This window comes from Pseudomonas sp. Irchel 3E13 (genome assembly GCF_900187455.1).
Taxonomy (GTDB): domain Bacteria; phylum Pseudomonadota; class Gammaproteobacteria; order Pseudomonadales; family Pseudomonadaceae; genus Aquipseudomonas.
In genome coordinates, this window is record NZ_FYDX01000027.1 from 53,583 (window position 1) to 67,086 (window position 13,504).

Annotated in this window: 7 protein-coding genes; 2 read left to right on the top strand and 5 right to left on the bottom strand. The window is 64.4% G+C overall.

Going from position 1 to position 13,504, the window contains the following annotated elements:
* The first annotated feature begins 67 nt into the window (after positions 1 to 67).
* The gene (locus CKW37_RS31145) at positions 68 to 412 is read left to right on the top strand and encodes a cupin domain-containing protein (RefSeq protein WP_042124881.1); all 345 of its coding nucleotides are present in this window, start codon (positions 68 to 70) and stop codon (positions 410 to 412) included.
* Positions 413 to 470: 58 nt separating this feature from the next.
* Here CKW37_RS31145 and mmsB read toward each other — a convergent pair whose 3' ends face one another.
* Both mmsB and CKW37_RS31155 read right to left on the bottom strand, forming a co-directional pair.
* Positions 471 to 1,358, bottom strand: a complete 888-nt coding sequence (mmsB, locus tag CKW37_RS31150) for a 3-hydroxyisobutyrate dehydrogenase (protein ID WP_095159941.1) — start codon at positions 1,356 to 1,358, stop codon at positions 471 to 473.
* 10 nt (positions 1,359 to 1,368) lie between these two features.
* The gene (locus CKW37_RS31155) at positions 1,369 to 2,895 is read right to left on the bottom strand and encodes a CoA-acylating methylmalonate-semialdehyde dehydrogenase (RefSeq protein WP_095159942.1); all 1,527 of its coding nucleotides are present in this window, start codon (positions 2,893 to 2,895) and stop codon (positions 1,369 to 1,371) included.
* 134 nt (positions 2,896 to 3,029) lie between these two features.
* On the opposite strand from CKW37_RS31155, the gene CKW37_RS31160 reads away from it, so the two are divergent.
* Complete coding sequence (locus CKW37_RS31160; RefSeq protein WP_095159943.1) at positions 3,030 to 3,977, top strand: LysR family transcriptional regulator; 948 nt, start codon at positions 3,030 to 3,032, stop codon at positions 3,975 to 3,977.
* Positions 3,978 to 4,028: 51 nt separating this feature from the next.
* Here the strand turns inward: CKW37_RS31160 and recD are convergent, their stop codons facing one another.
* Genes recD through recC form a run of 3 tightly spaced genes read right to left on the bottom strand, consistent with a single transcriptional unit; the run spans position 4,029 to position 13,275 of the window.
* Positions 4,029 to 6,110: an exodeoxyribonuclease V subunit alpha gene (recD, locus tag CKW37_RS31165; RefSeq protein ID WP_095159944.1), complete on the bottom strand. Its 2,082-nt coding sequence runs from the start codon at positions 6,108 to 6,110 to the stop codon at positions 4,029 to 4,031.
* Positions 6,107 to 9,796, bottom strand: a complete 3,690-nt coding sequence (gene recB, locus CKW37_RS31170; protein ID WP_095159945.1) for an exodeoxyribonuclease V subunit beta — start codon at positions 9,794 to 9,796, stop codon at positions 6,107 to 6,109. Before recB ends, recD begins: the two co-directional genes overlap by 4 nt.
* The gene (recC, locus tag CKW37_RS31175; RefSeq protein WP_095159946.1) at positions 9,793 to 13,275 is read right to left on the bottom strand and encodes an exodeoxyribonuclease V subunit gamma; all 3,483 of its coding nucleotides are present in this window, start codon (positions 13,273 to 13,275) and stop codon (positions 9,793 to 9,795) included. The genes recB and recC overlap by 4 nt, the downstream gene beginning before the upstream one ends.
* Between the last annotated feature and the right edge of the window lie 229 nt (positions 13,276 to 13,504).

Genomic DNA, 13,504 nt, shown 5'->3' on the forward strand with positions numbered 1-13,504 from the left:
ACAGGCAATTGCCGGATGGACGGGCTCGCTAGGCTGCGGGCTCTTTCTTCTGTCTGCCGGAGCCTGTATGTCCAAGCCAATCGTCGTCCTTCGCGATACCCATCCGCTGCCGGTCCTCGACGCCTGCAAATGGGAAAAACTGGCGGGCGACCCGCACACCGTCAACCTCAACGCCTACACCAGCGAAGACGGCAGCAAGATCATGGGCACCTGGATCTGCACCCCGGGCAAATGGCGGGTGAACTACGAGAAGTGGGAGTACTGCCATTTCCAGGAAGGCTACTGCGTGATCACGCCGGATGGTCAGGAGCCGATTCATCTGCGGGCGGGGGACATCTTCATCGTCGAGCCGGGGATGAAGGGGACCTGGGAAGTGGTTGAGACGGTGCGCAAGTATTTCGTGTTTGCCTGATCTTCAAGGTCTAATCGCTGCGGTTCGGCGCCCCGAACCGCAGCGATGGGTTTCAGCATCACTCCGGCTTGCGGTAACTCTCCACGATCGCAGAAAAGTCCTTCCCGCCATCCCCGCGCAAACTCATCGCCTGATACAACTGCTGCGCCACCGCGCCGAGGATCACCGGCTGGTGCGCCTGCTTCGCCGCTTCGGTCGCCAGGCCCAGGTCCTTCAGCATCAGATCAGCACCAAAGCCACCGGTATACCCACGCGCCGCCGGCGCCGTTTCGATGATGCCCGGCCATGGGTTGTAGGTATCAGAACTCCAGCAGCGCCCGGTGGAACTGTTGATGATCCCCGCCAGCACCTTGGTGTCGATGCCCAGCGCGTTACCCAGGGCCATGGCCTCGGACACGCCGACCATGGAAATCCCCAGCAGCAGGTTGTTGCAGATCTTGGCGATCTGCCCGGTGCCCACGCCACCGCAATGGACGATGTTGCGACCCATCTGCGCCAGCACGGGTTGCAGGCTGGCGAACAGTTCATCGCTGCCGCCGACCATAAAGGTCAGGGTCCCCGCCGCCGCGCCGCCGGTGCCACCGGACACCGGCGCATCGCCCATGTCCACGCCCTGCTTCGCCGCCGCGGCGGAAACGTCGCGGATGGTCTGCGGGTCGATGGTGCTGCAATCCACCACCGGCGTGCCGGCGCGCACACCGGCCAGCACGCCGTTTTCACCGAGGTACACGCCGCGCACATGGGCCGCGGCCGGGAGCATGGTGATCACCAGTTCGGCGTTGCTCGCCGCATCACGCGGCGAGTCGCTGATATGCCCGCCCAGCTCGGCAAGCTCGGCCAGGACGGTGGTGTTGAGGTCGAACAGGTTGAGGCTGTGGCCGGCCTTGATCAGGTTGCGCGCCATCGGCGCGCCCATGTTGCCCAGACCCACGAATGCAATACGCATGATCAACTCCTTAGCGCAGGCTGATGGTGGTGTTCACGCCATCGTTGACGCTGTCGTCATCGAACCAGCGAGCGGTGACGGTCTTGGTCTGAGTGTAGAACTGCACCACTTGCTTGCCGTAAGGACCGAGGTCGCCCAGCTTGGAGCCGCGCGAACCGGTGAAGCTGAAGTACGGAACCGGCACTGGAATCGGGATGTTGATACCGACCTGGCCGACATCGATTTCAGACTGGAACTTGCGCGCCGCCGCACCGCTCTGGGTAAACAGGCCAGTGCCGTTGCCGAAGGGGTTGCGGTTGACCAGGGCGATGGCTTCGTCGAGGGTGTCGACTTCCAGCGTCACCAGCACCGGGCCGAAGATTTCCTGGGTGTAGATCTGCATGTCGGTGGTCACCCCGGAGAACAGGGTCGGGCCGACGAAATTGCCGTTCTCGTAGCCCGGCACCTTCACGTCACGACCGTCCAGCTCCAGCGTGGCGCCTTCGCGAATGCCGCTCTCGATCAGGCCCAGCACACGCTCCTTGGCACGCTTGGAAATCACCGGACCGACATCGGTGCCCGGCTCGCTGCCGGCATTGACCTTGAGTTTCGATGCCAGCGCTTTCAGCTCCGGCAGCCACTCGCGGGACTTGCCGACGAACACCGCCACCGAGGTCGCCATGCAACGCTGGCCGGCCGCACCGAACGCGGCACCCGCCAGGGCGTTGAGGGTCTGGGTGCGGTTGGCGTCGGGCAGGATCACCGCATGGTTTTTCGCGCCCATCATCGATTGCACGCGCTTGCCGTGCTTGCCGGCCAGGTCGTACACGTGAGTGCCGACTTCGGTGGAACCCACGAAGGACACCGCCTTGATATCGCTGTGGGTGCACAGGCCATCAACCACCTGCTTGCCGCCGTGCACGACGTTGAGCACGCCGGCCGGCACACCGGCCTCGATTGCCAGTTCCACCAGCAGCATGGTCGACAGCGGATCCTGCTCGGACGGTTTGAGGACGAAAGTGTTGCCGCAGACGATGGCCATCGGGAACATCCACAGCGGGATCATCGCCGGGAAGTTGAACGGGGTGATGCCGGCGCAGACGCCGATCGGCTGGCGCAGGGTGTAGGTGTCGACGCCACCAGCGACGTTCTCGGCGAACTCGCCCATCTGCAGGGTGCCGATGCTGCACGCATGCTCCACCACTTCCAGGCCGCGGAAGATATCGCCCTCGGCATCGGCGATGGTCTTGCCCTGCTCGGCGCTGAGGGTCACGGCGATGCGCTTGGAGTGTTCGCGGATCAGCGCCTGCAGACGCAGCATGATGCGCATCCGTGCGCCGATCGGCGTGTCTTTCCAGGTCTTGAAGGCGCGTTGCGCGGCGGCCACGGCGGCATCCAGCTCTTCGGCGGTGGCGAAGGGAACGCGGGCCAGGACTTCCTGGGTGGCCGGGTTGACCACGTCACGCCACTCGCTGGTTTTCGATTCGACCCATTGGCCGTCGATCAGCAGGCGGACCTGGTCGACCTTGGTCTGGCCGGGGGTGAGGGATGCGTTCATGAGGCTTCTCCTGGAAATTGTTTTTAGCGAGAGAATTGCCGGCGCGGCAGCCGCGACGGGGCTTGGGGCCTGGGCTGTTTTCGAGTATAGATGTGCAAACTTCCAACAAAAACGCACATAAAAGCCGGTCCAACATGCAAAAAAACATCACCTCCCTGGGTTCACTGAACTGGGATGACCTGAAGTTCTTTCTTGAAGTGGCGCGGACCCGCAAGGCCAGCAGCGCGGCCAAGCGCCTGAATGTGGATTACACCACCGTGTCGCGGCGCATCAGTTCGCTGGAGCAGGCGCTGGGCACCTTGCTGTTCGAAAAATCCCGGACCAACGGCTTCGTCCTCACCACCGAAGGACAACGCCTGCTGAGCTACGCCGAGTCGATCGAAAGCACGCTGCACATGGCCTGCGAACAGGTCTCCGGCTCCGGCGTGGCCCTTTCCGGGCATGTGCGCATGGGCTGCACCGAAGGCTTCGGCAGCTTCTTCATTACCCCGCAGCTGAGCCACTTCGTCGACACCTGGCCGGCCATCTCGGTGGACATCCTGCCGCTGCCGCACTTCATCAGCCTGTCCAAGCGCGAGGCCGATATCGTCATCGCCCTGGAGCGCCCGGAACATGGCCCGTACGTGTGCTGCAAACTGTGCGACTACCGCCTGCGGCTGTACGCGACCCAGGACTACCTCGACCGCCACCCGCCAATCCGGCGCAGCAGCGACCTGGGCGAGCACCCGTTCATCAGCTATGTCGACGACCTGGCGTTCAGTTCCGAGTTGCTTTACCTCAACAACCTGCTGCCCAACGCCACCGCGCACCTGCGCAGCACCAGCGTCATCGCCCAGTACGTCGCCGCCCAGCAGGGCCGCGGCCTGGCCATCCTGCCCTGCTTCCTCGCCGCCCAGGACCCGCGCCTGGTGCCAGTGCTGCCGGACGAAGTGAGCGTTACCCGGCAGTTCTGGATGTACTGCCGGGAGGATTTGCGCAAGTTGAAGCGGATTACGTTGTTGTGGGATTACATCAGGGATGTGACGGAGAAGAACAGGCCGCTGTTGATGGGGGAATCGCGGGAGATGGTGTTTCCGGAGTGACGGCCGTGCCTCATCGCTGATGAAAGAGGCACCGAACCGTCACGAGGCGGCCTACACCGTTTCCAGCATCAACCCCGAAATCCGCTTCACCTTTCTGCCCACCGCCTCTTCCAGCACACCCTGGCGCGGTTCGATCAGGCTGAACCAGTCCCGGGCCCGGGTGATCCCGGTGTAGATCAGTTCCTTGGTCAGCACCGGGTTCAGCGCATCCGGCAGCACCAGCGCGGTGTGGGCGAACTCCGAGCCCTGGGATTTGTGCACGGTCATCGCGTAGACGGTTTCCACCTCGCTGAGGCGACTCGGCAACACGAAGCGCACACCGCCGCGGCCATCGTTGCGCGGGAAAGCCACCCGCAGCGGCGCGATCTCGGATTGGCCGTCCGGCACCCGCAGGGCGATACCGATATCGCCGTTCATCAGGTTCAGGCCGTAGTCATTGCGGGTCACCAGCACAGGACGGCCTTCGTACCAGGGCTGGTCGCCGTCGATCAGGCCGGCAGCGGTCAGCACCCGGCTGACGCGCTGATTGAGCCCTTCCACACCCCAAGGCCCTTTGCGCACAGCGCAGAGCAACTGGAAGCGTTCGAAGGCTTTCAATACCTCAAGCGCCCACTCGCTCCAGCGCGGATCATCAGCCGGCAGGTCCGCCGCCGGACGGCCCTGGCGGATGGCGTGCAAATAATCGCGGTAGCCCAGTGGCCCTTTCGGCCCGCGCTCCAGGCCGTCGAGTACCAGCTTGTCGAGGGCACGATCCTGTTCGCCACGCAGGGTCAGGCCGAACACGTCGGCGTATTGCCCTTCGCGCAGCAGGGCGCGCGCATCGCTCGCCAACTGGCGATTGACCAAACGCGCCAACTGGCCGATACCGCTGCCTTCGCCAAAGCGCCGCGAGCGCCGCAACATCACCACTTGTTGCGCCAGCGGATAACGCCCGGCATCTCCTGCCTGCAGGCCGCTGGCGCTCAGCGACTCGCCGCTGACCTGCTCCAGCCAAGCTTGAGTCTCGTCACTGTAACGGCCCTCCTCGGCGTCGCGGCACAGGTCGCCGAGCACCGCGCCGGCCTCCACGGAGGCCAGCTGGTCCTTGTCGCCCAGCAGGATCAGCCGGGCATTTTCCGGCATTGCCGCCAGCAGGTTGGCCATCATTTCCAGGTCGATCATCGACGCTTCGTCCACCACCAGCACATCCAGCGGCAGCGGGTTGCCGGCATGATGACGGAAGTGCCGCGAGTTGGGCCGACTGCCCAGCAGACGGTGCACGGTGGAGACGTCGCAGGGAATCTGCGCCCGCACGTCTGCGCTCACCGACAACCGCTCGACCTGCTGGCCAATGGACTCGGTCAGGCGCGCCGCGGCCTTGCCGGTGGGCGCTGCGAGACGAATCCGCAGCGGACGCCCGGCCTCCACCGCCGGCGCCTGCAACAACGCCAGCAGACGCACCACGGTGGTGGTTTTGCCAGTGCCGGGGCCGCCGGTGATGATGCTGAACGCCGCACGGGTGGCCAGGGCGCAGGCGAGTTTCTGCCAGTCGATCTGCCCGGCTTCTGCGCCGTCCTTGAACAGGTTGTCGAGGCGCGCGTGCAGGTCCGTGGGCGTCGCTTCGGTCTGCTGTAGCCGCTGGCGCAGGGCGTCGTCGATCTGCCGTTCGTAGGTCCAGTAACGGCGCAGGTAGAGTCGCCCGCCGCTCAATACCAGCGGTCGCGACGTGTGCTGCGGCTGGTCGCCCGCCGCCACCAGCGTGCTGCGTTCCAGGCGCTCCAGCCAGGTATCGCCGGTGAGTCGTTCGAGCAGTTGCGAAGGCAGCAACAGCGGCCCGGCCAAGGCATCGCCTTCCGGCGGCAGCGACAGGGCGAAGTCCGGTTCGGCGAGGGTCTTTTCCAGGTCCAGGCATACATGGCCGTGCCCCAATTGATGGCTGGCCAAGGCCGCGGCCAACAGCACCAGCGGATCGCCGCCCGGCTCCCGCTCACGCAGGAAACCGACGAAGGCGCGGTCCAGCGCCCGCAGCCAGCCTCGCTCAACCCAGCGATCGAGCAACGCCAGCAGGTCGGCGCTATCGCTCAAGGGCGCGAGGGATGCCAGGTGCTCGGCGTCCAGCGGTGTCGGCAGCAAATCGTTGAACGTGCGGATCATTGGACTTCTCCCGAGAACAGGTCCTGCTGCGTCACCTGTGGAACACCGCGGAACAGCGCGTCGAGTTGCTCGATCAGCGCCCGCGGCGGCTTGGCGAAATACACGCCCTGAGTCGATGAGTGCGCACCACGCAGGAAGATATACACAGCGCCGCCAACGTGCTGGTCGTAGTCGTAGTCGGGCAGGCGCGCGCGCAGTTGCCGGTGCAGGGCCAGCAGGTAGAGCACGTATTGCAGGTCGTAGCGGTGTTCGAGAATCGCCGACTCCATGGCCGCTTCGCTGTAGGCCAGGTCATCAGGGCCGAGCCAGTTGGATTTGTAATCGGCCACGTAATAGCGACCGTCGTGCTCGAACACCAGGTCGATAAAGCCCTTGAACATGCCGTTGAGCAGCGCCGCCTGCGCGGCCGGGCGCGAGGTGCCCTGGTGGGTATGCTGGGCCACCAGCCGGTCCAGACGCAGCACATCGACGCGATGACTGGCGAACCAGAATTCCATCTCGATCTGGTACTGGCTCAGCCCACCAAGGGCCACCGGCGCGCTGTCGTCACCCAGCCGCAGCGGCGACTGCAACAGGTGCTGCAACCAGTCACTCAGGGTGTTGATCCAGCCTTTCCAGTCGCGGCGGTTGCAGCGCTGGCCAACCATCTCGCGCAGTTCTTGCGGCGCGGCGGCCACCCGTGCGAAACCTTGCTGCCCAGCCCACTCCAGCAGGCCGTGGAGGAAGGTGCCGGGATTGGGGCCGCGCGGGAAGCGGTGGATGTCCCCGGCGATCGCCGCGACTTCGCGCAGGGCATTCGGATCAGGACGTTCGTCATCGAGCAATTGCTGGGCCTGGGGCACATCGGCGTCCAGCTCCAAAGCATCCTCGCCGATGCGCAGGGCACTGTAGGAGGCGATCCACCAGTTCTCGGCAGCGCGGCGCTTGGGCTCGCGCGCGGCAAGCAATTCGGCGGTCTGCCGGGGGGCGACGTAGAGCTGTTCGTTGGCCTCCGGCAGCGCCTGGCTGTGGATGGCGTCGCAGTCCTTTTGCAGGGCATCGAGCCAGCTCGTCAGCGCCGCAGACTCCGCCAGCCGCTGGCCGCCGCCCAACAGATAACCGAGGGCGCTGCGGTGCAGCAGCGAGTCTTTGCCGGTGCCGCGCTTGAGGTCGGCCACACCCAGCCAGCAGGCGTGCCGTGCTCGGGTCAGGGCGACATAGAACAGGCGAAGGTCTTCGGCGAGTCGCTCGTCATCGGCCTTGGCAATCTGCTCATCGGTAGGGCTCAGGGTCACGTGCGCAGCGCCGTTTTCGTCGTGCCAACCCAGCGGCAGGCGCTTGCCATCCACCGGCTTGGCGGTGCAGATGAACGGCAGGAACACCAGTTCGTACTCCAGACCCTTGGATTTGTGGATGGTCACCACCTTGACCAGTTGCTCGTCGCTTTCCAGGCGCAGGATCTGTTCCTCGCCCGCTTGCCCGGACGCAGCGAGATGCTCGCCCAGATGACGGATCAGCGCCTGCTCGCCATCCAGTTCAGTGGCGGCCTGCTGCAGTAGCTCGGCGAGGTGCAGCAGGTTGGTCAGCACCCGTTCGCCATCGGTGCGGCCGATCAGCACCTGGGGTAGCTCGAAGTCGTGCAGCAGGCGTCGCAGCATTGGCAGCACGCCCTGGACTCGCCAGATCAGCCGGTACTGACGGAACTGCATGACCCGGCCTTCCCAACGCATTTCGTCTTCGTTCAGTCGCGCCAGTTCGCGCAGTGGCTGAGCGAGGGTGCCGCTGGCCAGCGCCGCCTTGAGCAGGCGCTCGTTGTCCGGCTCGGCGCAGGCCTTGAGCCAGGCCAGCAGGTCGCGGGCTTCCTGGGCGGCGAAGACCGAATCCTTGTCCGAGAGGTAGACGCTGCGCACGCCGCGCGCCGCCAGTTCAGCGCGAACAAGCTGCGCCTCACGGCCATCGCGCACAAGGATGGCGATATCCGATGGCTGGCAGCCACGCAATTGCTCGCCCTGGACGAAGCCGCTGCGGCCCTGCTGCCCGCCGTTGAGCAAGCTGACGATAAGGCTCGCGCAACTCGCGGCCATCTTCTGCCGGTAGAGGGTGTTCGACACCGGCTCATCGCTCGCCAGGTGCCACAGGTTCAGCGCCGGCACCGCCTCGCCATCGACCTGCAACTGCTCTTTGTGCCCACGCGCATGCACCGAAACGAAGGGCACCGGGTTGTCGCCATCCTTGTCGCGAAACAGGAAGGCACCACGGCCAACAGAACGCTGCTCGGCCTGCTCGAACACATGATTGACCGCGGTGACCATCGACTGGGTGGAGCGGAAGTTGGTGTCGAGGCTGTGCAGGCGCCCGGTGGTGGCGCGGCGGGCGCCGAGGTAGGTGAAAATGTCGGCGCCGCGGAAGGCGTAGATCGCCTGCTTCGGGTCGCCGATCAAGAACAGGCCGGTATCCCGCACGTTTTCTTCGATGCGGTAGATGCACTCGAAGATGCGGTACTGCACCGGATCGGTGTCCTGGAATTCATCGATCAGCGCGACCGGAAACTGCTCGCGGATCAACCCGGCCAGTCGCTCGCCGGCAGGCCCGCTCAGGGCGCTGTCGAGGCGTTGCAACATGTCGTCGAAGCCCATTTCCGCGCGGCGGCGCTTCTCTTGTTCAAAGCGCTGAGAGACCCAGGCGGCAGCGTGTTCGAGCAGTTGCGCGTCCGGCGTCGGCAGGCTTTGCAGTTGCTCGCGCAGGGCGACCATGGCCTCCAGCGCCGGGTGGCTCGGCGGCTCGACTTTCCAGGCGGCGGCCACGCCGTCCGGGGTCAGGCGGGTGAAACCGGTGCCGATATCCAGCTCTTGCGCCTGCTCGTCCTCGGCCCAGTTGCGCAGCTTCTCGCACCAGGGTTTGAAGTAGCGTTCCTGGATCATGCTGCCGTTGACCTGCTTGGCCTTCACGCCCTCGCGGCAGAGTTGCAGCAGTTCATCCGACCATTGCGCCCAAGGCGCTTTCAGTTCGCGCAACTGCTCGGCACGTTGGCGCAGCACGTCGGCGATGACCTCTTGCGGCTCTTGCGTGCGCACCTCTCCGGCATGCCGGCCAAACAGTGCGCGTACCCGCGGCAGCAGGTCGTCCGGGTTGCCCCAGTTGTTACGCACCCAAGCCAGCGCCTCGCCTTCCATGCCGTAGCAGAAGCGCCGCCAGTAATCGCGCATGACCTGGCCGAGCAATTCGCTGTGGTCGGTTTCCAGTGTCTGGGTGAACAGGCTGCCGCTGTCGAAGGCGTGCTCGCGCAGCATCCGCTGGCACCAACTGTGGATGGTCGAGACGGCCGCCTCGTCCATCCACTGCGCAGCGACTTCCAGGCGATTGGCGCAGGTCGGCCAATGGGCAGGATCGTATTGCTCGCGCAGTTGGGCGAGCAGCGGGTCCGCTTCGGCCAGGTCACCGCGGAAGAACCGCGCCGCCTCGGCCAGACGGATGCGGATTCGCTCACGCAGCTCCTTGGTCGCGGCATCGGTGAAGGTCACCACCAGAATCTGCGGCGGCAACAGTTCGCGACCAAAGCCCTGCTCACCACCGTGGCCGAGCACCAGGCGCAGGTACAGGGCGGAAATGGTGAATGTCTTGCCGGTGCCAGCACTGGCTTCGATCAACTGGCTGCCATGCAGGGGAAAGGTCAACGCCAGTGGCGCCTGGGTTACTGCAACGCTCATGGACGCACCTCTTCACTGGCCAGTGTCTGCCATTTAGCTTCGAACATCGGCTTGTACAGGGCTTCGCACCAGCCCTCGAATTCTTCGCTCGCAGTCATCGCCGCGAAATCACTGAACTGACGCAGCAGCGCCGCGCTCTCGCTGCGTTCGCCGTCTCGCTGGCCGTCGCCATCGTAGGTTTTGGCGGCGTCGGCCAAGGCCCGTTCCGGGTCTTTCTCGTGTTGGGCGAGCCAGGCAAAGGCGGTCTTGATCGCTACTGGCAGCGGCGCATTCATGCCGGTCTGACGCGACAGCAGCAGGTGGGTCAGCAGCTCGGCTGCCTCCTCTTGCGGCAGAGGCTCCAGCATCAGCGTGATGTCGGTGGCGACCACGGCGCTGTGCAGCGAATGGCCTACCGCGCAGGCAGCAAGGTGCATGACCCAGGTGGCCGTCAAGCGATGCCACTTCAGCGAGCGACCACTGCTGATGCCGTTGGGCAAGGTGGTGATGCTCAGCAGCGCCTGGTCGGCACGTTGCTGGACACGACCAAGCCAGCCTTCGAGCTTGAGCGCGCCGGCCTCGAAACGAATCGGCAAGGCGCTGTCGATGCGGGTCGGCCACTGTTGCAACAACTGGCGGTGGCGCTGCAGCAGGTCCGGTAGCGGTTCAATCAGTTCTTCGCGCAGGCACTCGCCAAAACCGGCCAGCGGCAACAGGCCGCTGCCTTGCAAGCGATGCGCCTGGCCGAGCAGCGCCGCATCGCTTTGCGCGGGATCGACCAGCGCAGCGTTGAGCAGGCTTTCGCTCAGGCTGTAGCGTTGCAGAGCATCGAGCACGAAGGGTTCATCATCGGCCAGTGGCGCTTCGACCGCCTCGAAGAACACCTTCAGCCGATGTCTGAAAAAGTGCCGGACCGGGTGACGAACAAAGTCCTGAAGCAGCGACAGGGTCAGCGGTTCGTCGGGTTCATAGCGCTCAAGTTGATCGTGCTCCGGCGCTGCGGCATCAGCCGGCAGGTGCAGGCTGCGCCACTCGCGGGCGTAGCTGAACAGGTCGCTGCCGCGGTGGTAGTAACGGGCACTGAAAGGCTGCAACGGATGTTCGGTGGTGAGCTTGTGCAGGAGTTGTTCGCCGGCGTTGTGCTTGCTGTCGCTGGCGGCGCCTTTGAGTCGCCAACCCGCGGCAATGTGGTCGCGCAGTTGGCCAATCAACACCGACGCCGGGCGATCGCTGTTGTCACGAATGCTGCGACCGACCCAACTGACGTAAAGCTGCGCCCGGGCCGACAGCAGCGCTTCGAGCAGCAGGTAGCGATCGTCCTCGCGACGGGAACGGTCGCCAGGGCGGTAGTCGCTGCCCATCAGGTCGAAATCCAGTGGAGGCTGGGCACGGGGGTAGTCACCGTCGTTCATGCCCAGCAGGCACACCACCTTGAATGGAATCGCGCGCATCGGCATCAGGGTGCAGAAGTTCACTGAACCTGCGAGGAAACGCTGCGAAAGGCGGCCTTGATCCAGACCGGCCAACCAGGCTTCGCGGACCACTGTGAGCGGCAGCAGGTCTTGCAGACCGACCGATTCACAAGTCCCCAGCCAGGTATCGCAAAGGGTCTGCAACTGGACCAGCAGGTAGTCGTCATGCTCGCTTTCAGCCAGGAAAAACACCTGCAACAGGGCATTGAGACGCTCGCCCCATTGCGCCGCGGGGGCGGAGCAGGACAGCTCGGCGTGGGCCACTTCCAGGGCGTCGAGTAATGCGACCAGCGGGCCGATCAACGCAGCATCGAGGCCGCCGATTTCATCGTATGGTTCGATGCCGTCGCAGCTCTCGCCCGCCCCCACCGCATAGCCCAGCAACATCCGACGCAAGCCGAAACGCCAACTGTTCTGTTCCAGGTCATCCGGTAAACCGAGGCCGGCACGCTGCTCGGCATTCAGGCCCCAACGTACGCCGGCGCCTTCGATCCAGCGATGCAGGGTCGGCAGGTCGCTTTCCTTGATGGCGAAGCGGGCGCGCAAGGCCGGCACGTCGAGCAGGTCGAGGATTTCGCTGACCGGGAAGCGGCTGTCGGGCAGTTTGAGCAGGTGTTCCAGGGCGATCAGCAACGGGTCGCGACCGCGTTGGCCCTGGTCGGTGAGGGTGAACGGGATGTAGCGGGTTTCGCCGCGATCGAGCTGGCCAAATACCGCCCGGATGTGAGGGGCGTAGGCGTTGATGTCCGGAACCATGACGATCACATCGCGCGGGCGCAAACCGGGGTCGGCGCTGAAGCGGGCGAGTAACTGGTCGTGGAGAATCTCCACTTCGCGCTGGGCGCTGTGGGCGATATGGAAGCGCACGGAACGATCTTTTGCCGGGTCGACGTCGGGCCAAAGCTCGCGGGTTTCGTTCAGGGGGCGCAGTTCGAGAATGTCGTCCTGCAATTGGCCGAGCAGGTGCTGGGGCTCGTCTTCACTGAACAGGTCGATGCGACCATCGCTGAAGGCGGTGCGGTAACTGGACGGGTCATCGTAACTGTCGAGCAGGTTGATGTAGTCGCGCCCCTGCTTGCCCCAGGCGGCGAGCAACGGGTGAGCATGCTGGTGCAGGCTTTGCGCATCGATCGGGCCGGCCATGCCTTGCTTGCGCTGCTGGCGCTTGTACTGGTGGCGGAGCAGGTCCTTGTCGGCAACGATATCGGCCCAATGGTGGCGACAAGGGTTATGCACACAGAGCAACACCTGACTGAAACGGGCCAGCCCTGCCAACGCTTCAAGGGCCTGAGCCGGCAGGGAGGAAATACCGAAGACAATGACGCGGGATGGCAGCCCGGCCGGGGCCTGCGCCAAACCGTTGATGCGCTCGATAAAGCGCTGATGCACGCCGGCGCGGCTTTGCGCCATTCCAGCTTCGCCAACATCCAGCAACAATGCTCGCCAAAGCTCAGCCTGCCAGCAATTGGCCGGGGACAGCGGGCGCGACTCACCGCGAGCATTGATCATCACATGGCGACCGGCGGCCCACTCTTTTAGCCAGTCGGCGCGATAGACCTGATATTGGTCGAACAGGTCAGCCAGGCGTTCGGCCAATTGATAGCGCTTGCGCAGGTCGCTGTCATCGAGAAGGAAGCGCTGCAGCGGTTCGAAGTGGGGTTGATGGATCAGCTCGGGGAGCAGGCGCATCAGACGCCAGGTCAGCGGGGCTTTGTCGAGGAGCGACGTTTCCGGAATTTCTTCGCGGCCCAGAACCTTTCGATAGAGCTGCCACATGAAGCTGCCGGGGAGTTGAACCTCGATAGCTGCTGCGATACCGCTGCCGCCCGTGTCGTCTTCTTCAGGGTCCTCAGCCAGGGCCAACTTCAGCCACTGGGCGATGCCGTTGCTCTGCACCAGGACGATTTCGTTTTCCAGAGGGGCCAGGGGATAACGCCGCATCCAGCTCACGACCAGGCTTCGCAGCTCATCCAAACGGTTGCCGTGAACAACCATGAAACCTGGAAGAAGCGTGCTTGCGTGCGACATAAGGCATCCCTGAGGCAGTCGAGAAAGAGAAGGAACATAGCACGGTGCCTGCGTCGAACGACAAGGCTGAATCCGTGAAAGTGAGACCGTTATTTTCGGACGCGAAAAGACAAAACCCCTACCTGCATACGCAGATAGGGGTTTCGGAATTTAATCTTGACGATGACCTACTCTCACATGGAGAAGCTCCACACTACCATCGGCGATGCATCGTTTCACTGCTGAGTTC

Coding starts and splice junctions, on each gene's coding strand:
- recB (WP_095159945.1), bottom strand. CDS start 9,796: ATGAGCGTTGCAGTAACCCAGGCGCCACTGGCGTTGACCTTTCCCCTG.
- mmsB (WP_095159941.1), bottom strand. CDS start 1,358: ATGCGTATTGCATTCGTGGGTCTGGGCAACATGGGCGCGCCGATGGCG.
- CKW37_RS31155 (WP_095159942.1), bottom strand. CDS start 2,895: ATGAACGCATCCCTCACCCCCGGCCAGACCAAGGTCGACCAGGTCCGC.
- CKW37_RS31145 (WP_042124881.1), top strand. CDS start 68: ATGTCCAAGCCAATCGTCGTCCTTCGCGATACCCATCCGCTGCCGGTC.
- recD (WP_095159944.1), bottom strand. CDS start 6,110: ATGATCCGCACGTTCAACGATTTGCTGCCGACACCGCTGGACGCCGAG.
- recC (WP_095159946.1), bottom strand. CDS start 13,275: ATGTCGCACGCAAGCACGCTTCTTCCAGGTTTCATGGTTGTTCACGGC.
- CKW37_RS31160 (WP_095159943.1), top strand. CDS start 3,030: ATGCAAAAAAACATCACCTCCCTGGGTTCACTGAACTGGGATGACCTG.